Origin of the sequence: Streptomyces rubrogriseus (assembly GCF_027947575.1) — a bacterium.
Taxonomy (GTDB): domain Bacteria; phylum Actinomycetota; class Actinomycetes; order Streptomycetales; family Streptomycetaceae; genus Streptomyces; species Streptomyces rubrogriseus.
In genome coordinates this window covers 168,642-188,219 of the sequence record NZ_CP116256.1, presented here as the reverse complement: position 1 = coordinate 188,219, position 19,578 = coordinate 168,642, and the positions used below count along the sequence as shown (strand labels likewise).

Here is a 19,578-nt window from a genome sequence, read left to right as displayed (position 1 = left end):
GACCGGCCCAGGGTGTCAGGGCGTGTACAGCGACTGCACCCTGGTCACCCGCCCCTGGCCGTCGAAGCTCAGGTCGAAGCCGAGGAGCGCGCGGTCCGAGGAGGGCCGGCCGGTCAGGCGGCCGACGAACTCGTCCTGGGCGTACGCGGCGGGGTGCTTCGCGTCGCCGAGCGGGACCGACAGGAGTACCTGGGCCTCCTCGGTCATGCTCACCTCGGTGTAGGGGCCCTCGCCCGGGACGATCACCCATGCCTCGAACCGGGGGTGGGGCTTCTTCTCGGCGGGCCGCACCGACAGGTAGGTCCGTCCGCCGGCGGTCCGGGCGTCGTCGATCTGCACGAACTGCTTGGTGCCGGCCCAGCGGGCCGCGTTGGCGCCGGCCGCGGAGGCGCTCGGTGCGGAGGCGCTCGGTGCGGTGGCGCTCGATGCGGTGGCGCTCGGTGCGGTGCTCGGGGCCGTCCCGTCCGGCGCCGGGGTGGGCGCCGCCGAGGTCCCGGACGCAGTAGCGGTGGCCTTGGCGGTCGCGTCCTGCCTGTCGTCCGGCCCGTCGTCCGGGCCGCCGCACCCGGTCAGGGCCAGCAGGCCGAGGGTGACGGCGGTGAGGCGGCGGACGGCAGTGGTCCGGCGGTGTGCGACGCGCATGGTGAAGTCCCCCCAAGGACGTGGTGCGTTGTGGATACGCACTCTCTACGCGCCGACCCACCCGGCCGGTTGCATGCTGATCCGGGTTTTCCCGCCGGATCAGTCGCCGAGCCAGTAGGCCTCCCGCAGCGAGTGCACGCGGCCCTCGCCGTCGTAGTCGATCGCGAAGGCCCACTTCCGCCCGGCGGCCAGCCGGTCCAGCAGCTCGTCCAGTCGCAGGTCCGCCGGGTTCCCGCCGGACAGCCGCCGTGCTTCGACCGGCGTCCCCCGCGGCAGGGTCAGCGTGTGCACCTCGCCCGTGGGCGTCGCCCCGCCCCGCGCGGTACGCAGCGGCTCGACGGTGACCTGCACCGTGTCGCCCTCAGCCACCGCGTCGTACACGTAGGCCAGCTCCTCGGCGTACTCCGCTCCCGGAGCGGGCGTCGGCGGCACGAAGGGCGAGGCGGTCGCCGTCGGGAGGACGGCGGGCGGCTCGGGGTCCCGGGCGGCCCGGACCAGCGACAGGCCGCCCAGGGCGACCGCCGCGGCCAGCAGCGCGCCGCCGGACGCCAGGGCGGCCCGCCTGCGGCGCAGGCGCTGCTCGCCGCGCGCCCGGATCCGCTCCGCGGCCGGCGGCACCGCGTGCCGGCGGCCCGACTCGGCGAGGTCCGCCAGGGAATCCTTCAGCCTGTCAGCCATGACGCACCTCCGGCGGGCGACTCGTCCGCGGATCCAGTTCGGTGTCGGACAGCAGCCGGGCCAGCGCCGCCCGGCCGCGGCTCAGCTGCGCCTTGACCGTACCGACCGGACTGCCGACCTCGGCGGCCACCTGCTCGACCGTCAGGTCGCACAGGTGGTGGAGCACCACGGCCCGTCGCTGCGCCTCGGGTATCCGCCGCAGCGCCTGGACCAGCAGCACGTGGTGCGGTTCCGGGGGCGGAACGGCGGCCGGCGGGCCCTGGCGCCGGGCGAAGGCGAGCGCGGTGCGCACCTTCCGCCACCGACTGACCGCCAGCCGCCAGGCGACCGTGCGCACCCATGCCTCGGGGGCACCATTCAGGTCCAGCTCGGCCCGCCGTTCCCAGGCCCGGGCGAAGGCCTCCTGCACCACGTCCTGCGCCTCGGCGAGGTCGCCCGTCATCGCGTACAGGTGACCGATGAGCCGGCCGACGCTCTCGGCGTAGAAGGCGTCGAACTCGTACGCGTCCGCACCCCGGCCGGTGCTCGGTTCGTCTGGTGGTCGCATGTCTCCCCCGTCAGGCTGCACGGTGCCATCCGACCGCCTCCCGGTACAAGGAGCCCGCGGCGGCGACGCCGGTCCGCCCTCGCACCGGTCCCGGCAGCCTGGCGGGCCTGAACACTGCCGGATGCCGTACAGGCGGGGGCGTCGGGGCCGGTGGCACCATGCGCGCATGACCGCCGGCCAGGAAGTGAGCGTCCGGCCGCCGCGCAGGCGGCCCCTGTGGGTGTGCGTCGGGGTGGGCGCGGCCGGGGCCGTCCTGGCCGCGGGACGCCTGGTGTACTCGGGTGCGTTCGTGGACTGGTGGGTGGGCGGCGGGCTGCTGGCCGCTCTGGTCGGCGTCGCCTTCCTCCACGGGGTCACCCTCGAGGTCGGCGCCGACGCGTACGGCGTGCGCTACGGCTCGCTGCTGCGCCGTCACCGGAGCGTGCCCTGGGACGACATCGCCGACCTGCGCGTCCACATCCAGTACGGGCGGCACGGGGAGGAGTACTTCCGCGTCGGCGTGCTGCTGCGCGACGGGCGGACGCGGCGGCTGCCCCTGCCGGTGTCCGGGTCCCGGGACGACCGGCCGGACTTCGACGCGACGCTGGACGCGCTGCGGGCCCTGCACCGTCGGCACGGGAACCCCGAGTCGGACCGTCTCGCCGTCATCTCCAGGCGCACCGCGGGGCGGGGCACCGCCGGACCGCTGTTCCTGTGCCTGCTGCTGCTCGCGGGGGCCGGGCTGGCCGCGTGGTTCGTGCCGGTCACGGGGGCGACGAAGGAGGCGTGGGACTCGGCCGTCCCGTGCGCGGCCGGGACGCCGTCCGAGGAGCGCGGCGCCTGCCTCACCACCCGGCCGGCCGTGATCGCGCGGACCGAGGTGGGCCGGGCGAAGCAGCCCAGCCGGCTGTACTTCGCCGACGGCCGGCCGGTGGACCGGCTCACGGTCTCGCGGGAGGGCGCCCAGGGGTTCCGGGCCGGTGACCGCGTCGAACTCACCCTGTGGCGCGGACAGGTGAGGGTGGTGGCGGCGGAACACCACGTGTGGCGAGAGCACTTCACCAGCGCCGGTTCGGTGGCCGTACTCGCCGCCGCGCTCGCCCTCGCGGCCGGGTACCCGGGGGCCCGGGTGCTGGTGCACCGGCGCGGGCGCCGGCTTCCCGACGACGAGGTGCTGCCGTCGGCGCTGCCGTTCGCGGGCGTACTGGCCGGCACCGCGCTGTGGCTGCTGCCGTTCTGCTACGTCCATCCCCTGGGCCCGCCGGCCTCCCCCGGGCCCCTCGCCTGGTCGGCCGCGGGGTCCCTGGCCACGCTGGGCCTCCTCGTCCTGGCGTGGCGCGCCACCCGGATCAGCACGCCGCAGACCGCCGCGACGGCCACGGCGGCCGGAGCCGTGGCCGAAGAGAGCGGCGGGGCGGACGTGTTCCTCGCCGCCCGCTTCCTGGAGAGCACCGACTACAACCCGAACCACTTCGGCACCCATGTCGTACTCGGCGACGGCCCGCCCGCCGTCGTCCCCCACCCCGGGCCGGGGCGGTTCGCGGCGAGGCCCGTCCCCGCGCACCGGCTCACCGTCAAGGGCGTACGGCGTCCGCGCGGCGGCGACGGCGACGGCGTGCCCCGCGGCTGGCACGTCGCCGAGCTCGACGACGCGGGCGGGCCGGTCCGCCTCGCGGCGGCCCCGGCCGACCTGGCCCGCATCCTGCACGCCCTGGGCGCGGCGGGGGCCGCCACGGACACCGAAGCGGCCGGGCTGCCGAGACTTCCGTCCGAAGGGGGCCCGCGATCATGTCTGTTCTGAGCACGGAGGACTGGTGGCTCATCGCCTTCGGCGCCACCGTCGTCTACACGGCCGCGATGTACTGGTGCATGCCGACGTCCAAGGCCCGGCTGCGCATGTTCGCCGCCCCGCTGGCCGGTTGGCTCTTCCTGCTGCCCAACGCCACGGTGAAGGGCTACTCCGTCCCGCACACCCTCTACGTCTACAGCGGCGTCCTGCTCACGTTCGTCGTCATGCTGGCGCCGATCGCCAGGAAGGTCGCGGCCGACATCCGGGAACAGGAGGAGAAGCCCTGGGACAAGGTCCCCCTCAACACCTTCTCCCTGTACTGGATGGCGGGGTCGGGCACGGCTTGCACAGGAGTCGCGGCCTATTTCTGGGAGTACCTCGCCCATGGGTGAGCCGTAGCCCGCGCCGAGTTGTCCGCGAACTCCCCCGGGATTGTCCGTGATCGGTAACGGAGGGATCCCGCGGCGGGTTTCTCCCGTCCTGTCATGTGGTCCCCGACGTGGTCGGAGACCGGCGGCGAGTAACTACGCGAAGGCGGGGCGGCGGACATGGCGCGGCACGGTGGTGGACGGGGCTGGTACGGCAAGGTGGTCGGGGCGGCGCTCGGTGTGACGGTGCTCGCCGTCGGCGCCTCGGTGTGGACCGCGCAGGCCGACTCCGTCGGCGGCGGCCCGACGCCGCGGGCGACCGCGTCGGCCACGCCGGGCGGCGACGCCAAGCCGGTCGACATCAGCATCGCGCACGCCTCGGAGGCGGGGCCGCGCGGCGTGAACATCACCATCGACGACGGCCCCGACCCCGCGTGGACGCCTCAGGTGCTCGACCTGCTGGAGGAGTACGGCGTGAAGGCCACCTTCTGCATGACGGGCCTTCAGGCCGAGGCCCACCCGGACCTCGTGAAGGACGTCGTCGCGGCCGGGCACCGGCTGTGCGACCACACGGTGTCGCACGACACCGCCATGGACAAGAAGTCCGAGGCCTACCAGTCCAAGGAGATCCTCGACGCCGAGCGCATGATCACCGAGGCGTCCGGGGGCGTGCGGCCGGTGTACTACCGGGCGCCCGGCGGGGCGTTCACCCCCTACAGCCGCAAGCTCGCCGCCTCCCACGGGATGCGCCCGCTGGGCTGGAACGTGGACACCAAGGACTTCGAGCGGCCGGGCTCGGACGCCATCGTCGCCACCGTCAAGCGGGAGCTGTCCAACGGCCCGACCATCCTCTTCCACGACGCCGGGGGCGACCGCACCCAGACCGTCGAAGCCCTGCGGCAGGTCCTGCCCTGGCTGAAGGAGCAGGGCCGCACCTTCGGCTTCCCGGTGCGGTGAGCGCGCCCGCCGTTCAGACCGTCGGGACCGGCTCCGGGGTGCGGGGCGCCACCGGGCGGCGGCGGGTCGGGACGCCGAGGGTCGGGTTGGCGACGCCCCAGGCCGCGGACTTGCAGACCAGTTCCTTGTAGCGGGCGGCGAGCCGTCCGGTCAGGGCCGCGCGCACGGCGCGGTCGTCGGCGGTGACGTACTGGATCAGGCCCTGGCCGCGGCCGAGCGAGATGCACTGGTTGAAGTAGCGCGGCGTCACGTTCGGCAGCTTCCGGCCGGTCAGCCGGGCGGCGATGGCGTCGGCGGCCTGCCAGGCGGTGGGCACGCCCGAGGCGCACGACATCCGCAGCGGCCTGCCGCCGGGGCCCGCCGCCAGCGCCGCGTCGCCGACCGCGTACACGTCCGGGTGGGACACCGAGCGCATGGTCCCGTCGACGACGATCCGGCCGGTGTCGGTGACGTCCAGCGTGGTGGCCCTGGCCAGGGGGTGGACGGCGAATCCGGTGGTCCACACCGTGACGTCGGCCGGGACGGCCGTGCCGTCGGCGGTGACCACGTGGTCCGCGGCCACGGCCGTGACGGCGGCGTTCTCGTGCGCCGTGATGCCGAGGGTGGTGAAGACCTTCCGCAGGTGGCGGCGGCCCTTGGGGGAGAGCCAGTCGCCGAGTTCGCCGCGGGCCGTGAGCGACACGTCGAGGTCCGGGCGGGCCTCGGCGATCTCGGACGCGGCCTCCAGGCCGGTGAGCCCGCCGCCGACGACGACCACGGTCCGGCCGGGCTCCAGCCCCGCCAGGCGTTCGCGCAGCCGGAGCGCTCCCGGGCGGCCGGCGATCTCGTGGGCGTGCTCCGCGGCACCGGGGACGTCCTGCGGGTCCCAGGCACTGCCGAGGGCGTAGACGAGGGTGTCGTAGACCAGTTCACCGGTGCCGTCCTCGTCGGTGACGGCGACGGTCCTGCGGTCGGCGTCCACGCCGGTGACCTTTGCGATCCGCACCTCGACCCCGGTGTTCGCGAACATCTCGTCCAGCGGCCGGGCCCTGAGGTCCTGGCCGACGGCGAGCTGGTGCATCCTGACCCGTTCGACGAAGTGGGGCTCGGCGTTGACGAGGGTGATGGCCGCGTCCTCACTCCGCAGCCGCCTGGCAAGACGGCCGGCGGCGACGGCTCCGGCGTATCCGGCGCCCAGGACGACGATGCGGTGCTGCGTGGGGTGCTGCATGACGTACTCCCTTGTCTGCGGCCGCTGAGCCTCTCCAGCGGGACTCGCCCCTTGAACCGGGCGGCTCGCCGATTCCTGACAGGGGCGGGGAGTGACGCGCGCCACAGTCCGGTCAGAAGGCGCGGACCAGGGGTTCCCCGTGGTCGGTGGCCGCCCACCGGCGGGTGGCGCGTTCGAGCTTGTCGGGGTTGACCTGGTTGCGGAAGCCCGCGAGCCCCTCGGGGGTGATCTCCAGGCACATGATCCCGATGACCCGGCCGTGCACGACGGCCACGACGGCGGGGTCGCCGTTGGCGGTGGTCGCGTGGATCTCGGCGGGGCCGCCGGTCAGCGCGCGCTTGGCCTTGCCGGGCTTGAACAGGCCCCGCAGGAACGTCGCCACGGCCTGGGCGCCCTCGAACGCCTTGGCGCGGGCCGGCACCTTCCCGCCGCCGTCGCCGATCGACACGGCGTCCCGGGTGAGCAGCTCGACCAGCGGTTCGGTCCGGCCGCTGGTGGCCGCCGCGAGGAACTCCTCCACGATCCGCCGGGCGGCGGCCTCGTCGACCTCGGTACGGGCCCTGCCCTGCGCGATGTGCTTCCGGGCCCGGTGCAGGGTCTGCTGGCTGGCGTCCTCCGTGATGTCGAGGATCGCGGCGATCTCCCGGTGCGGGTAGCCGAAGGCCTCACGCAGGACGTACACTGCCCGCTCGCCCGGTGAGAGCCGCTCCAGCAGGGCGAGGACCGCCAGGGAGACCGACTCGCGCTGCTCGGCCGTCTCGGCGGGGCCGAGCATCGGGTCCCCGGCGAGCAGCGGCTCGGGCAGCCACTGGCCCACGTAGGTCTCCCGGCGGGCGCGGGCCGAGGTGAGCTGGTTGAGGCACAGGTTGGTGAGGACCTTCGTGAGCCAGGCCTCGGGAACCTCGACGCGTGCGACGTCGGCCGCCTGCCAGCGCAGGAACGTCTCCTGCACGGCGTCCTCCGCCTCGCTCGCCGAGCCGAGGAGGCGGTAGGCGATGGCCTCCAGACGGTGCCTGGAGGCCTCGAACCGTTCCACGTCGCGCACGGTCAGGGCCATGGCCCGGATTGTAGCCACGGCTCAGTGCCCGGCCCCCGGTGCCACCAGTTCCCGGAGCGCGATGTTGAGTTCGAGGACGTTGACCCGCGGTTCGCCGATGAAGCCGAGGGTGCGGGGGGTGGTGTGCTCGTCGACCAGCTCCTGGACCCGGTCGGCTGACAGGCCGTTCTTCGCGGCGACCCGGTGCACCTGGAGGTCGGCGTACCGCGGGGAGATGTTCGGGTCCAGGCCGGAGCCGGAGGAGGTGACGGCGTCCGCGGGCACGTCCTCGGGCCGCACCGGGTGGCCGGGCACGGAGTTGTCCCTGACGACGGCGGCCTTGGCGTCCTTCACCCACCGGAGGAGTTCCGGGTTGTCGGCGGAGCGGTTGGTGGCCCCGGACAGGATCAGCTCGTACTGGGTGTTCACGGTGTTGGTGCCGAGGCCGTTGGCCGGGCGGCCCTGGAACCATCTCAGGTCCGGCTCCGGGGTTGTCCGGCCCTCCTTCAGCGGCGGGTTGTAGGACTGGCCGATGAGGGAGGAGCCGACGACCTTCCCGTCCGCCTTGATCTCGGAGCCGTTCGCCTGCCCGGGGAACAGCCCCTGGGCGACGCCGGTGACGACGAGCGGGTAGACGATGCCGGTGACCACGGTCAGGACGAGCAGGGCGCGCAGGCCGGCCGTGAACAGCCGGGCGGCGTTGGTCAGGGAGGTGTTCATGTCGGTCAGCCGATCCCGGGAATGAGCGAGACGATCAGGTCGATGAGCTTGATGCCGACGAACGGGGCGACCAGCCCGCCCAGTCCGTAGACGCCGAGGTTGCGGCGCAGCATCCGGTCGGCGCTCATGGGCCGGTAGCGCACGCCCTTCAGGGCGAGCGGGACCAGTACGACGATGATCAGCGCGTTGAAGACCACCGCGGACAGGATCGCGGAGTCCGGGGAGGACAGGCCCATGATGTTGAGCTTGTCCAGGCCCGGGTACACGGCCGCGAAGAGCGCCGGAATGATCGCGAAGTACTTGGCGACGTCGTTGGCGACGGAGAACGTCGTGAGCGCCCCGCGGGTGATCAGCAGCTGCTTGCCGATCTCGACGATCTCGATGAGCTTGGTGGGGTCGGAGTCGAGGTCGACCATGTTGCCGGCCTCCTTGGCGGCCGACGTTCCGGTGTTCATGGCCACGCCGACGTCCGCCTGGGCCAGCGCGGGGGCGTCGTTGGTGCCGTCGCCGGTCATCGCGACCAGTTTGCCGCCGGCCTGCTCGCGCTTGATGAGGGCCATCTTGTCCTCGGGCGTGGCCTCGGCGAGGTAGTCGTCGACGCCCGCCTCGTCGGCGATCGCCCTGGCCGTCAGCGGGTTGTCGCCCGTGATCATGACGGTCCTGATGCCCATCCGGCGCAGCTCGTCGAACCGCTCACGCATGCCCTGCTTGACGACGTCCTTGAGGTGGATCACCCCGAGGACCCGCGCGCCGCGGTCGTCCTCGACGGCGACGAGCAGCGGTGTGCCGCCCGCCTCGGAGATGCGGGCGGTGACGGTGTCCGCGTCGTCGGCGACCGTGCCGCCGCGCTCCCGGACCCAGGCGGCGACGGAGCCCGCCGCGCCCTTGCGGACCCTGCGGCCGTCCGCGTCCACGCCCGACATACGGGTCTGGGCGGTGAACCCGATCCATTCGGCGCCGACGAGTTCGCCTGAAGAAGAAGAGGCGCGAAGCGCTTCCCCGGAAGGGCGGTGGTGGGCGACGGTTGGGCGCTCGCGCAGGCCGTACTTCTCCTTGGCGAGGACGACGATCGAGCGGCCCTCGGGTGTCTCGTCGGCGAGCGAGGAGAGCCGGGCGGCGTCGGCGAGTTCGGCCTCCGTCGCACCGCGCACGGGCACGAACTCGGCCGCCTGCCGGTTCCCCACCGTGATCGTGCCGGTCTTGTCGAGGAGCAGCGTGGAGACGTCACCGGCGGCCTCGACCGCGCGGCCCGACATCGCCAGCACGTTGCGCTGCACCAGGCGGTCCATGCCCGCGATGCCGATCGCGGAGAGCAGCGCGCCGATCGTGGTCGGGATGAGGCAGACCAGCAGGGCCACCAGCACGATCATGTCCAGATGGGTGCCCGCGTAGTCGGCGAACGGCGGGAGGGTGGCGCAGGCCAGCAGGAAGACGACGGTCAGCGAGGCCAGCAGGATGTTCAGCGCCACCTCGTTCGGCGTCTTCTGCCGGGCCGCTCCCTCGACCAGGTTGATCATCCGGTCGATGAACGTCTCGCCCGGCTTCGTGGTGATCCTGACGACGATGCGGTCGGAGAGCACCCTGGTCCCGCCGGTCACCGCGGACCGGTCGCCGCCGGACTCGCGGATGACGGGCGCCGACTCCCCGGTGATCGCCGACTCGTCGACCGAGGCGACACCCTCGACGACGTCCCCGTCGCCGGGGACGACGTCCCCGGCCTCGCAGACGACCAGGTCGCCGACCGTGAGTCCGGTGCCGGGGACCGTGGTGCCGTCGACCCGGCGGGCGACGGTGTCGGTCCTGGCCCTGCGCAGGGTGTCGGCCTGGGCCTTGCCGCGGCCCTCGGCGACCGCCTCCGCCAGGTTGGCGAAGAGCACGGTCAGCCAGAGCCAGGCGCTGATCGTCCAGCCGAACCAGTCGCCGGGGCCCGTGACGGAGAAGGCGGTGGTCAGCACGGAGCCGACGAGGACGACGAACATGACGGGCGACTTCACCATCACCCGCGGGTCGAGCTTGCGGAACGCGGCGGGCAGCGACTTGACCAACTGCTTCGGGTCGAAGAGGCCCGCGCCGACGCGGCCCTGTCCGGGCTTGTGCCCGGTGGGTGCGTCGTCGTGCGGCGCCCGGTTCGGGATGGTGAGGGTGGACATGGCGTCCTCTTGTTTCCGCGTGTGAGTGGTCATGCCAGTCCCTCGGCGAGCGGGCCCAGGGCGAGGGCCGGGAAGTAGGTCAGCCCCGTGATGATCAGGACGGCGCCCACCAGCAACCCGCTGAACAGGGGCTTCTCGGTGCGCAGCGTGCCCGCGGTGGCCGGCACCGGCTGCTGCCGGGCCAGCGAGCCCGCGAGGGCCAGGACGAACACCATCGGCACGAACCGGCCCAGCAGCATGGCGAGGCCGAGGGTGCTGTTGAACCACTGGGTGTCGGCGTTCAGGCCCGCGAAGGCCGAGCCGTTGTTGTTCGAGGCGGAGGTGTAGGCGTACAGGATCTCGGAGAAACCGTGCGCCCCGCTGTTGGTCATCGAGTCGCCCGGCGTGGGCAGGGCCGTCGCGGCGGCCGTGAACACCAGGACCAGGGCCGGGGTGATCAGGATGTAGCAGGCGGCGAACTTGATCTCGCGGATGCCGATCTTCTTGCCCAGGTACTCGGGCGTACGCCCGACCATGAGCCCCGCGACGAACACCGCGACGACCGCCATGACCAGCATGCCGTAGAGCCCGGACCCGACCCCGCCCGGCGCGATCTCGCCCAGCATCATGCCGAGCATGGTGATGCCGCCGCCGAGGCCGGTGTAGGAGGAGTGGAAGGAGTCCACCGCGCCGGTGGAGGTCAGGGTCGTGGTCACCGCGAAGAGCGACGAGCCGCCGATCCCGAAACGCAGCTCCTTGCCCTCCATCGCGCCGCCGGCCGCCCGCAACGCGGGACCGTGGTGGGCGAACTCGGTCCACATCATCAGGGCGACGAAGCCGACCCAGATGGCGGCCATCGTCCCGAGGATCGCGTAACCCTGGCGCACCGAGCCGGTCATGACGCCGAAGGTCCGGGTCAGCGCGACCGGGATCAGCAGGATCAGGAAGATCTCGAACAGGTTGGTGAACGGCGTCGGGTTCTCGAAGGGATGGGCGGAGTTGGCGTTGAAGTAGCCGCCGCCGTTGGTGCCCAGCTCCTTGATCACCTCCTGCGAGGCGACCGCACCCCCGTTCCACTCCTGGGTGCCGCCCATGAACTGGCCGACCTCGTGGATGCCGGAGAAGTTCTGGATTACGCCGCAGGCCACCAGGATCACCGCGCCGACCACGGCGATGGGCACCAGGACGCGGACGACACCGCGGACCAGGTCGGCCCAGAAGTTGCCCAGTTCACCGGTGCGGGACCGCGCGAAGCCGCGGACGAGAGCGACGGCGACGGCGATGCCGACGGCCGCCGAGACGAAGTTCTGCACGGCCAGCCCGGCGGTCTGCACGACGTGGCCCATGGCCTGCTCGCCGTAGTACGACTGCCAGTTGGTGTTGGCGACGAAGGACGCGGCGGTGTTGAACGCCTGGTCCGGGTCGATGGAGGCGAAACCGAGCGAGCCGGGCAGCACGCCCTGGAGCCGCTGGAGCAGGTAGAGGAAGAGGACCCCGGCGAGCGAGAAGGCGAGGACGCCGCGCAGGTACGCGGGCCAGCGCATCTCCGTGTCCGGGTCCGCGCCGATGCCCTTGTAGATCCACTTCTCGATCCGCAGGTGCTTGGGCGAGGAGTAGACACGGGCCAGGTAGTTGCCGAGGGGGACGTGGGCGAGCGCCAGCGCGGCCGTGAGCGCGAGCAGTTGGAGCACGCCGGCGAGGACGGGGCTCATGCGGTGCTCAGAACCTCTCCGGGTGGATCAGGGCGAGGACGAGGTAACCGAGCAGGGCGACGGCCACGATGAGGCCGACGACGTTCTCCGCGGTCACAGCTTCGTCACCCCCTTGGCGACAAGGGCCACGAACGCGAACACCGCGATCGTGGTGACGACGAAGGCCACATCGGCCATCGCTGGCTCCTAGTGAGGTGCGGAAAAGAGGCTGACAGGGAGATGAGAGCCCCGTTCCGACCGGATCCGGCCACCGTTGACGGCTTCCATACGGCGGCGTGAGCGCCTTTGACACGTCTCTGACGAGGGGGCGCCCCGCGTCTCCCGCGACGGCGGGCCGCCCGCCCCGCGCGAAGACGACGAGGCGCAGGACCACGAAGCGAGCGATTCCGGCGAGCGCGGAGGCGAACAGGTAGACGGCCTGTTCGAGCACCGCACCGGGCGCCGCCACCACCTGGTGCAGGCCGAGCACGGCCGCACACGTCACCGCGTACGCGGCGCCCGCCGATCCGGCGGACTGGGTGTGCTGGCGCCAGGTCGTACGCCCGCCCGTGCCGAAGGTGAAGCGGGCGTGCAGCTCGGTGCCGAGGAGGGTGGAGGCCGCGGTGACCAGGGCGTTGGCCAGGGCCCAGGGCATCCAGGAGGCGAGGCCGGCCACCGCGAAGCCGGCGGCGAGGCCCACGCCGCCCCCGCAGAGCACGAAGCGGGCGAAGGCCGCGAGCGCGCCGGGCGTGGCCTGTCGACGGCTCTGCACTGCGTCCATGGTCGGACCGCCCCCCTCCGTAGCGCCGTTAATGACACCACTATGGCACACATTTGGCACCATCGGGAGCCATTTTTGGCGTCACTCGCGCCATTGCCCGGCCGGGCAACACCGAAGGCGGCGCATCCGGCGAGGTGTCGGGGTGCGCCGCCCTGGGACGAACGGGTCGCGGGTGCCGCCCGCGGAGGTGGCCGGGGTGGCCGCCCTACTTCGACTCGCGGTTGAAGACCGACTTGGACCAGAGGTAGCCGAGCGCGCAGAGGGCGACGCACCAGCCGACGGCGAGCCAGCCGTTGTGCCCGATCCCGGTGCCGAGGAGCAGGCCGCGCAGGGTCTCGATGGCGGGCGTGAACGGTTGGTACTCGGCGATCGGCTGGAACCAGCCCGGCATCGAGTCGATGGGGACGAAGGTGCTGGAGATCAGCGGGAGGAAGATCAGCGGCAGCGCGTTGTTGCTGGCGGCCTCGGCGTTCGGGCTGATCAGACCCATGCCCACGGCGATCCAGGTGAGCGCGGTGGCGAACAGGGCGACCAGCGCGAAGGCCGCGAGCCACTCCAGGACGGTGGCGTCGGTGGAGCGGAAGCCGATGGCCGCGGCGACGGCACCGACGAGGACCACGCTGATCACCGACTGCAGCACGCTGCCGACGACGTGTCCGGTGATCACCGAGCCGCGGTGGATGGGCATGGTCCGGAAGCGGGCGACGATGCCCTCGCTCATGTCGTTGGAGACGGAGACCGCGGTGCCGACCGTGGTGCTGCCGATGGTCATCAGCACCAGGCCCGGCACGATGAACGCGATGTAGGCGGCCCGGTCGGCGCCGCCGCCGCCGATCCCGGCACTCATCGCGTCGCCGAAGACGTAGACGAAGAGGAGCAGCAGCATGACCGGGGTGAGCAGGAGGTTGAGGGTGAGGGAGGGGTAGCGCCGGGCGTGCAGGAGGTTGCGGCGCAGCATGGTGGAGGAGTTGCGCACGGCGAGGGTGAGGGTGCTCATCGGACCGTCTCCTTGGTCGTGTCGGACCGGTCGGTCCGGTCGGTCCGGCCGGTCCGGCCGGTCCGGCTGGGGACACCGGCCCCGCCGGTCAGGGCGAAGAAGACGTCGTCGAGGTCGGGGGTGTGCACCGTCAGGTCGTCGGCCTCGATGCCCGCGCCGTCCAGGCGGTCGAGGACGGAGCGCAGGTCGCGCTGGCTGCCGTCGCTGGGGATCTGGAGGGTGAGGGTGTCGTCGTCGCCGGTGCCGCCGGGCAGGGCGGTGGCGGCGTCGCGATAGGCGTCCGGGTCGGTGAAGCGGAGCCGGACGTGTCCGCCGGGGACGAGCCGCTTCAGTTCCTCGGCGGTGCCTTCGGCGGCGATCCTGCCGTCGTGGAGCACGGCGATGCGGTCGGCGAGTTCGTCGGCCTCCTCCAGGTACTGGGTGGTGAGGAAGACGGTGACGCCGCCGGTGACGAGCTCGCGGATGATCTGCCACATGGTGTGGCGGGAGCGGGGGTCCAGGCCGGTGGTGGGCTCGTCGAGGAAGATGACCCGCGGGCTCCCGACGAGGGTCATCGCGATGTCGAGACGGCGCTTCATGCCGCCGGAGTAGGTGGACGCCGGCTTCTTCGCGGCCTCGGTGAGGCCGAAGCGCTCCAGCAGTTCGGCGGCGACCCGCTTCCCCTCGCGCCGCGGGAGCAGATGCAGGTCCGCCATGAGGAGCATGTTCTCCTCCCCGGTGATCAGACCGTCCACCGCCGAGAACTGTCCGGTGACGCCGATGGCGGCGCGGACCGCCTGCGGGGCGGTGGTGAGGTCGTGGCCCGCCACCTGGGCCTGCCCGCCGTCGGCGGAGACGAGGGTGGAGAGGATCTGCACGGTGGTGGTCTTCCCGGCGCCGTTCGGGCCGAGCAGCGCGAACACCGACCCGGCCGGGATGCGCAGGTCGATGCCGTCGAGGACGGTCTTGTCGCCGTACGACTTGCGCAGATTCGCGGCGGAGACGGCAGCGGGCGCCTGAGGACCGGTTCCCGGGGTGGTCGTGGACATGACAGACGAAGGCATGGAGCCCTCCCGTTCGAGGGGGGATGACAGGGGTGGGTGACCGACGGACAGGGGCGGGCGCGGTGCTCAGGCCTTGGCGCGGCGGACGTCGATGTTGCCGTACCGGGTGCGGGCGTGGACCTTGACGGTCTCCTCGGACCCGGCGGGGCTGTCCGACGCGGTGAGCGTGTTGCGCACCAGCCCGCCGCTGGACTGGACGTCGAGCCAGGCTGCCGTGCCCTCGCGGACGCCGACCTCGATGGCGCCGTAGGAGGTCTCCAGCCGGATCTCGCCGCGGACCACCTCGTCCACCCGCAGGGTGCCGTGGGCGGTGGTCGCGGTGAGCGAGGCCTCGGCGTGGGCGACGTTGATGTCACCGTTGGCGTTCTTCACCCGCAGGTCGCCGAGGGCGGCGCCCACGGTCGTGGAGCCGTGCGAGTTCCTCAGTACGGCCGGGCCGTCGATGACGCCGACGCGGACGCTGCCGGAGCTGGTGGTGATCTCGGCCGAGCCCTCGACCCGGTCCACGGTGACCGAGCCGTGGGAGGCGTTGAGCTCGAGCGGTCCGGTCGTGTCCAGGCGCACGTCACCGCCCGGGGTCTTCACCCGGACCTCGCCCAGCCGGCCCTCGCCGAGGACCTGGGTCCAGGAGCCGACCGTGTCCACACGCGACCCCGCGGGCAGTTCCACCGTCACCTCGACCGCGCCGGTGGGACCGATGAAACGGCGCTCCTTCGTGCTGATCGTCAGGACGCCGCTCGCGTAGGAGACCTCGGTCTGTTCGGCGGCCCGTACGTCCTTGTCCCGCCCCGGGTCGCCGGGGCGCACCTCGACGACCGTGTCGGACCGGTCGCTCGCGGTGAACCGGATGGAGCCGGCGCCCACGTGAGCGTTCACCGCGATCGGTCGGGGAGTGTCGAAAGAAGGCATGGCTGTACCGTCCTCTTGAGTCCGTGGGGCGTCCCCGCTGGTGGGACGTGGTGTGAGCGCTGTGCGGTGCGGTGCTCGGTTCTCCGTCACCCGGGCGCGGGTGCGGGTGTCGGCGCGGGTGGCTAGCGCACCCAGCCGGTGAAGCTCTGTCCGACGGTGCGTGCCCGCTCCGGCGCGGGCGGGGTGCCGCCGCCGTCGACGGCGGCCGACACGGCCCGCACCAGCCAGGCGTTGACCGACAGCCCCTCGCGGCTCGCGGCCTCCTCGGCCCGCGCCTTGAGGTGGGCCGGCAGGCGCAGGTTGACACGGGCGGTACCGCCCTCGTCGCCGTCGGCGGGCGCCGGCGCCCTGAGCGTCTCGACGGGCGCGGCCTGCTCCGTGGCACCACCGCCGTCGGTGGGCGGCGGCGTCACCACGAAGTCGGGCTCGAGCCCGCGCAGCCGTACGTCGACCGAACCGGGGGCCAGTTCGCGGGTGATCTCGTCCATCGCGGCGGAGAGCACGTTGAGCATGGTCAGCCGGGTCGCCGACTCCAGCGGAGCGATGAGCCGCTCGGCCAGCTCGCGGGCTTCGTCGCCCCCGGCTTCGGCGGCCACCGCGAGTTCACGGCGAAGTGTGTCGACATACGGGGTGAGGTCCATGGCGCCATGATGGCACCACGATGGCGCCATACGCAAGAAGCAACGACGCCAAGACCCCGAGTCGGTACACCGAAAGCCCCCGATCTGCGGGAACGCCGGAGAAAGAATCTGCACCGACCTGCACCCCCGTGACGCCATGAATGGCACCACGGGGATGCAGGCGTCGTCGGCTACTCGGCGAGCCCGTGTGCCGCCACCCGCTTCACCGTCCCCCCGGCCAGCCGGTAGGACAGACCGACGACCGCGCACCGGCCGGCGGCCACCTCGTTCGCCAGCAGCGCCGAGCGGCCCACCAGCCCGTCGACGCTGCGGCGGATGTGTTCGTCCACGAACTCGTCGACCTGGGTGCGGCCCAGGGCGCGCGCGGCGAGCACGCTCGGGATCACCCGTTCCACCACGTCCCCGAGGTAACCGGCCGGGGCCGCGCCGCCGCGCTCGGCCTCGGCGGCCGCGGTGACCGCGCCGCAGGAGTCGTGCCCGAGCACCACCACGAGCGGTGCGCCCAGCACGGCGACGCCGTACTCGACGCTGCCCAGCACCTCCGCGCCCGCCACGTGGCCGGCCGTCCGCACCACGAACAGGTCGCCCAGCCCACGGTCGAAGATGATCTCGGCCGCCAGCCGCGAGTCCGAGCAGCCGAAGAGCACCGCGAACGGATGCTGGCGCGGGGCCAGCTCCGACCGGCGGTCGGCGTCCTGGTTGGGGTGCAGACGGTCACCGCTCACGAAGCGGGCGTTGCCCTGCAACAGCGCCGCGTAGGCCTCGGCAGGGGAGGAAGGGCTCAGATCAGGCATGGGTGCACGGTACTGGCCCGATCGCGGAACGGCGGGCAGGCCCAGCGCCGGTTCGAGCGCTGCGCTACGCCCGCTCGGGCCCCGGCTCGGGCCGTCCGGCCCGGAGGTCCGCGAGCAGTTCGGCCTGTCCGGCGAGCACACCGGACAGGATGCCGCGCGCGACCCTGAGCAGCTCGGCCACCTGCGGGCTGGTCAGGGAGTAGTACACGGTCGATCCCTCCTTGCGGGACACCACCAGGTTCGCCCGGCGCAACACCGCGAGCTGCTGGGACAGATGGGCCGGCTCGATTCCCACCTCGGGGAGCATCTCCGCCACCGCGTGCTCGCGCTCGCTCAGCAGTTCCAGGACGCGGATGCGCGCCGGGTGGCCGAGCGTCTTGAAGAACTCGGCCTTCAACTGGTACAGCGGCGTGCTCATCGTGCCTTCGCCCTCCTCGCGCCGCGGCGGCGCGGCCCGGTCGGCCCGCCCGGGGCGCGTCGCGCCCGTCCCGTCCTCATCAGCATGCCGCCCATCCTCGCCCGAGCCACCCGTCAGGCCGAATCCGCCGGGACGAACCCGGTCGCACCGGGGCGGTGCCGGGTTACTCCGACCGGCTGTGGACGGGCGGCACGCCCCGGACCGACGGGGGAGGGTGGGCGAAAGGCGAACCGCACGGTGGGAGGCGAGGCACGCGTGATGGCGGAGGAACGGCGGCGCTCGCCGGACGAGCCGACCTCGGCCGACGTGGACTCCGGCGCGGGTCCCACGGAGGACTCCGGCGCGGGTCCCACGGAGGACTCCGGCGCGGGTCCCGGCGCGGGTCCCGCGGAGGGCTCGGGGGAGGGGTCCGCCGCCGCCGGCCGCGGCGGCGACCACGAGCCGTACGCCTCGCTCCTCGACCTGCCGCTCAGCTCCGACCTGAACCGGATCGGCGAGCAGCTGCACGCCCTGGCCCGCGCCCAGCGGACCCTTCAGGAGCTGCTCCAGGCCGTCGTGAACATCACCGGCGAGCTGGAGCTGCCCGCGGTGCTGCGCCGCATCGTGCGCACCGCGATGGACCTGGTGGGCGCCCGTTACGGGGCCATGGGCGTCCTCGACCAGGAGGGCAGGCTCCTGGAGGAGTTCATCCCGCTGGGGCTCACCACGAAGGAGCTGGCCGACCTGGAGGGGGTGGAGCTGCCGCGGGGCAGGGGCCTGCTGGGGCACCTGATCCACCATCCCGAGCCGCTGCGGGTCAAGGACATCTCGCGCCACCCGGAATCGGCGGGCTTCCCGCCCGGACACCCGCCGATGCGCAGCCTGCTCGGGGTGGCGATCAGTGTGCGCGGCCGGATCTACGGCAACCTCTACCTCTCCGAACGCAAGGACGGGCAGCCCTTCGACCGGCACGACGAGGGCGTGATCCGCGCGCTGGCCGGCACGGCGGGCGTGGCGATCGAGAACGCCCGCCTCTACCAGCAGGTCCAGAACAGCAGCGAGCAGTTCCAGCGGCTGCTGCTGCCGCGCCTGCCCGACCTGCGGCCCTTCACCGCGGGCGCGGCCTACCGCCCGGCGAGCGCGCCCGCCGCAGTGGGCGGCGACTGGTACGACGCCATGCTGCTGCCCGGCGGGGCGTGCGCGGCGGTGATCGGCGACGTCGTGGGGCACGACCTGCGGGCCGCGGCCGACATGTCCCAGATCCGCAACATGCTGCGCGCCCTGTACTACGACCCCGGCGCCGCGCCCAGCACCTCCCTCGCCCGGCTCGACCGGATCATGAACGCGGCCCTGGACGAGGCCCCGGTCGCCACCGCGCTCCTCGCCCGGCTGGAGCCCGCCGACGGCACGTGGCAGCTGCGGTGGTCCAGCGCGGGGCACCCGCCGCCGCTGGTGCTGCTGCCCGACGGGCGGGTCCGCTACCTGGACATGGAGCCCGGGCTCCCCCTCGGGGTGGCGCCCGACCTGCCGAGGCCCGACCACTGCCGCCCCCTGCCGGTGGACAGCACCGTCATCCTGTTCACCGACGGCCTCGTGGAGGTCCCCGGCCAGCCGCTGGACCGGGGCCTGGACGCCCTGGCCGTCACCGCCTCCCGGCTGGTGGGGCTGGCACCCGAGGACCTGTGCCATGCCCTGGTCGCCCACCGGCCCGGCAACGGCCACGACGACAAGGCGGTCATCGCCCTGCGCACCCCGCCCCTGACGAGCTACGGCGCCTCGTGAGCGCGGCCGGTCCGCGCCTCACACCGGTCCGCGGCTCACAGCGGGAGCGTGATCCAGATGCTCTTGCCCCGGCCGTCGCCGTCGCCCCGGACCACCGCGGTGCCGCCCAGGGTGCCGGTGAGTTCCATGACGGTCGCCAGGCCCCCGGTCCGGCCGGTGGTCGGCGCGCCGTGCAGCCGCGGCTGGTGCGGGTGCCGGTCGTGCACGGCGAAGGCCAGGCAGTCGTCTCCGGCCGCGTACGTGACGGTCACCTGCTCGCTCGGCGGCGACGCGTGACGGACGCTGTTGGTGACCAGTTCGCTGAGGATCAGCAGGGCGGGTGCGACGGCGGGGTGACCCGGGTTCACGCCCCACTCGGCGAGGGCCTGCTCGGCCGTCTCCCGGGCCACCCGGACCGCCGGGGGCGCTGCGGGCAGGGTGAGCACGTGCCGGTGGGGCATGGGCTGGAGCAGGGTGCTCATCGCGTCTCCACAGGGGAAACCGGTCCG

General features: G+C 73.2%; 20 protein-coding genes and 1 pseudogene. 4 read left to right on the top strand and 17 right to left on the bottom strand.

The features are described from left to right. Positions 1-15: 15 nt before the first annotated feature. The 3 genes from Sru02f_RS00880 to Sru02f_RS00870 all read right to left on the bottom strand — a co-directional run bounded on the left by Sru02f_RS00880 (position 16) and on the right by Sru02f_RS00870 (position 1,867). A complete protein-coding gene (locus Sru02f_RS00880; RefSeq protein ID WP_109029301.1) occupies positions 16-642 on the bottom strand; it encodes a hypothetical protein in 627 nt (208 codons plus the stop codon). Positions 643-741: 99 nt separating this feature from the next. Next, complete coding sequence (locus tag Sru02f_RS00875; protein WP_109029300.1) at positions 742-1,320, bottom strand: hypothetical protein; 579 nt, start codon at positions 1,318-1,320, stop codon at positions 742-744. After that, entirely contained in the window at positions 1,313-1,867 is a 555-nt protein-coding gene (locus Sru02f_RS00870) for a SigE family RNA polymerase sigma factor (RefSeq protein WP_109029299.1), read from the bottom strand. The genes Sru02f_RS00875 and Sru02f_RS00870 overlap by 8 nt, the downstream gene beginning before the upstream one ends. Positions 1,868-2,033: 166 nt before the next feature. Between Sru02f_RS00870 and Sru02f_RS00865 the strand changes: the two genes are divergently transcribed. The 3 genes from Sru02f_RS00865 to Sru02f_RS00855 all read left to right on the top strand — a co-directional run bounded on the left by Sru02f_RS00865 (position 2,034) and on the right by Sru02f_RS00855 (position 4,960). Next, positions 2,034-3,647, top strand: coding sequence for a PH domain-containing protein (locus Sru02f_RS00865; RefSeq protein WP_109029298.1), 1,614 nt, complete (start codon positions 2,034-2,036; stop codon positions 3,645-3,647). Beyond that, positions 3,635-4,027 carry a hypothetical protein gene (locus Sru02f_RS00860; protein WP_239106099.1) on the top strand — a complete coding sequence of 131 codons (393 nt, stop codon included), beginning with the start codon at positions 3,635-3,637 and terminating at the stop codon, positions 4,025-4,027. Before Sru02f_RS00865 ends, Sru02f_RS00860 begins: the two co-directional genes overlap by 13 nt. Before the next feature lie 156 nt (positions 4,028-4,183). Next, positions 4,184-4,960, top strand: a complete 777-nt coding sequence (locus Sru02f_RS00855) for a polysaccharide deacetylase family protein (RefSeq protein ID WP_109029297.1) — start codon at positions 4,184-4,186, stop codon at positions 4,958-4,960. Positions 4,961-4,973: 13 nt separating this feature from the next. Here Sru02f_RS00855 and Sru02f_RS00850 read toward each other — a convergent pair whose 3' ends face one another. The 13 genes and pseudogenes from Sru02f_RS00850 to Sru02f_RS00790 form a co-directional block, all read right to left on the bottom strand. After that, positions 4,974-6,170, bottom strand: coding sequence for an NAD(P)/FAD-dependent oxidoreductase (locus Sru02f_RS00850; RefSeq protein WP_109029296.1), 1,197 nt, complete (start codon positions 6,168-6,170; stop codon positions 4,974-4,976). 112 nt (positions 6,171-6,282) lie between these two features. Further along, positions 6,283-7,227 (bottom strand): RNA polymerase sigma factor SigJ, encoded by a 945-nt coding sequence (gene sigJ, locus Sru02f_RS00845; protein ID WP_109029295.1) that lies wholly within the window; start codon positions 7,225-7,227, stop codon positions 6,283-6,285. Positions 7,228-7,248: 21 nt separating this feature from the next. Next, positions 7,249-7,926: a potassium-transporting ATPase subunit C gene (locus Sru02f_RS00840; protein WP_109029294.1), complete on the bottom strand. Its 678-nt coding sequence runs from the start codon at positions 7,924-7,926 to the stop codon at positions 7,249-7,251. A gap of 5 nt (positions 7,927-7,931) precedes the next feature. Further along, positions 7,932-10,109, bottom strand: a complete 2,178-nt coding sequence (gene kdpB, locus Sru02f_RS00835) for a potassium-transporting ATPase subunit KdpB (protein WP_109029293.1) — start codon at positions 10,107-10,109, stop codon at positions 7,932-7,934. Then, on the bottom strand, positions 10,106-11,767 hold the full coding sequence (gene kdpA, locus Sru02f_RS00830) for a potassium-transporting ATPase subunit KdpA (RefSeq protein WP_109029292.1): 1,662 nt from the start codon (positions 11,765-11,767) through the stop codon (positions 10,106-10,108). Before kdpA ends, kdpB begins: the two co-directional genes overlap by 4 nt. Before the next feature lie 7 nt (positions 11,768-11,774). Beyond that, positions 11,775-11,864 (bottom strand): K(+)-transporting ATPase subunit F, encoded by a 90-nt coding sequence (kdpF, locus tag Sru02f_RS00825; RefSeq protein ID WP_007451765.1) that lies wholly within the window; start codon positions 11,862-11,864, stop codon positions 11,775-11,777. A 225-nt stretch (positions 11,865-12,089) separates the two neighbouring features. Continuing rightward, positions 12,090-12,527: pseudogene (locus Sru02f_RS00820) on the bottom strand (hypothetical protein); the annotation flags it as partial. A 205-nt stretch (positions 12,528-12,732) separates the two neighbouring features. Then, positions 12,733-13,524 carry an ABC transporter permease gene (locus Sru02f_RS00815; RefSeq protein WP_109029291.1) on the bottom strand — a complete coding sequence of 264 codons (792 nt, stop codon included), beginning with the start codon at positions 13,522-13,524 and terminating at the stop codon, positions 12,733-12,735. Next, entirely contained in the window at positions 13,521-14,567 is a 1,047-nt protein-coding gene (locus Sru02f_RS00810) for an ATP-binding cassette domain-containing protein (RefSeq protein WP_174854980.1), read from the bottom strand. The genes Sru02f_RS00815 and Sru02f_RS00810 overlap by 4 nt, the downstream gene beginning before the upstream one ends. Positions 14,568-14,633: 66 nt before the next feature. Continuing rightward, positions 14,634-15,476: a DUF4097 family beta strand repeat-containing protein gene (locus Sru02f_RS00805; protein WP_109029289.1), complete on the bottom strand. Its 843-nt coding sequence runs from the start codon at positions 15,474-15,476 to the stop codon at positions 14,634-14,636. 122 nt (positions 15,477-15,598) lie between these two features. Beyond that, positions 15,599-16,117 (bottom strand): toxin-antitoxin system HicB family antitoxin, encoded by a 519-nt coding sequence (locus Sru02f_RS00800; protein WP_109029288.1) that lies wholly within the window; start codon positions 16,115-16,117, stop codon positions 15,599-15,601. Between the two features lie 170 nt (positions 16,118-16,287). After that, positions 16,288-16,911, bottom strand: a complete 624-nt coding sequence (locus Sru02f_RS00795; protein WP_109029287.1) for a carbonic anhydrase — start codon at positions 16,909-16,911, stop codon at positions 16,288-16,290. Positions 16,912-16,975: 64 nt separating this feature from the next. Further along, on the bottom strand, positions 16,976-17,329 hold the full coding sequence (locus Sru02f_RS00790; RefSeq protein WP_109029286.1) for an ArsR/SmtB family transcription factor: 354 nt from the start codon (positions 17,327-17,329) through the stop codon (positions 16,976-16,978). 258 nt (positions 17,330-17,587) lie between these two features. Between Sru02f_RS00790 and Sru02f_RS00785 the strand changes: the two genes are divergently transcribed. Further along, a complete protein-coding gene (locus Sru02f_RS00785) occupies positions 17,588-19,090 on the top strand; it encodes a GAF domain-containing SpoIIE family protein phosphatase (RefSeq protein ID WP_167469282.1) in 1,503 nt (500 codons plus the stop codon). Between the two features lie 35 nt (positions 19,091-19,125). Here Sru02f_RS00785 and Sru02f_RS00780 read toward each other — a convergent pair whose 3' ends face one another. Next, positions 19,126-19,551 (bottom strand): ATP-binding protein, encoded by a 426-nt coding sequence (locus Sru02f_RS00780; protein ID WP_174854979.1) that lies wholly within the window; start codon positions 19,549-19,551, stop codon positions 19,126-19,128. Positions 19,552-19,578: the final 27 nt, after the last annotated feature.

Excerpts from the sequence above, each read along its gene's own strand:
- Sru02f_RS00855 (WP_109029297.1), top strand. The coding sequence starts at position 4,184 with ATGGCGCGGCACGGTGGTGGACGGGGCTGGTACGGCAAGGTGGTCGGG.
- Sru02f_RS00865 (WP_109029298.1), top strand. The coding sequence starts at position 2,034 with ATGACCGCCGGCCAGGAAGTGAGCGTCCGGCCGCCGCGCAGGCGGCCC.
- Sru02f_RS00785 (WP_167469282.1), top strand. The coding sequence starts at position 17,588 with ATGGCGGAGGAACGGCGGCGCTCGCCGGACGAGCCGACCTCGGCCGAC.
- Sru02f_RS00840 (WP_109029294.1), bottom strand. The coding sequence starts at position 7,926 with ATGAACACCTCCCTGACCAACGCCGCCCGGCTGTTCACGGCCGGCCTG.
- Sru02f_RS00805 (WP_109029289.1), bottom strand. The coding sequence starts at position 15,476 with ATGCCTTCTTTCGACACTCCCCGACCGATCGCGGTGAACGCTCACGTG.
- kdpB (WP_109029293.1), bottom strand. The coding sequence starts at position 10,109 with ATGACCACTCACACGCGGAAACAAGAGGACGCCATGTCCACCCTCACC.
- Sru02f_RS00800 (WP_109029288.1), bottom strand. The coding sequence starts at position 16,117 with ATGGACCTCACCCCGTATGTCGACACACTTCGCCGTGAACTCGCGGTG.
- Sru02f_RS00815 (WP_109029291.1), bottom strand. The coding sequence starts at position 13,524 with ATGAGCACCCTCACCCTCGCCGTGCGCAACTCCTCCACCATGCTGCGC.
- Sru02f_RS00790 (WP_109029286.1), bottom strand. The coding sequence starts at position 17,329 with ATGAGCACGCCGCTGTACCAGTTGAAGGCCGAGTTCTTCAAGACGCTC.
- Sru02f_RS00850 (WP_109029296.1), bottom strand. The coding sequence starts at position 6,170 with ATGCAGCACCCCACGCAGCACCGCATCGTCGTCCTGGGCGCCGGATAC.
- Sru02f_RS00780 (WP_174854979.1), bottom strand. The coding sequence starts at position 19,551 with ATGAGCACCCTGCTCCAGCCCATGCCCCACCGGCACGTGCTCACCCTG.
- Sru02f_RS00795 (WP_109029287.1), bottom strand. The coding sequence starts at position 16,911 with ATGCCTGATCTGAGCCCTTCCTCCCCTGCCGAGGCCTACGCGGCGCTG.
- sigJ (WP_109029295.1), bottom strand. The coding sequence starts at position 7,227 with ATGGCCCTGACCGTGCGCGACGTGGAACGGTTCGAGGCCTCCAGGCAC.
- Sru02f_RS00875 (WP_109029300.1), bottom strand. The coding sequence starts at position 1,320 with ATGGCTGACAGGCTGAAGGATTCCCTGGCGGACCTCGCCGAGTCGGGC.
- Sru02f_RS00880 (WP_109029301.1), bottom strand. The coding sequence starts at position 642 with ATGCGCGTCGCACACCGCCGGACCACTGCCGTCCGCCGCCTCACCGCC.
- Sru02f_RS00860 (WP_239106099.1), top strand. The coding sequence starts at position 3,635 with ATGTCTGTTCTGAGCACGGAGGACTGGTGGCTCATCGCCTTCGGCGCC.
- kdpA (WP_109029292.1), bottom strand. The coding sequence starts at position 11,767 with ATGAGCCCCGTCCTCGCCGGCGTGCTCCAACTGCTCGCGCTCACGGCC.
- Sru02f_RS00810 (WP_174854980.1), bottom strand. The coding sequence starts at position 14,567 with ATGCCTTCGTCTGTCATGTCCACGACCACCCCGGGAACCGGTCCTCAG.
- Sru02f_RS00870 (WP_109029299.1), bottom strand. The coding sequence starts at position 1,867 with ATGCGACCACCAGACGAACCGAGCACCGGCCGGGGTGCGGACGCGTAC.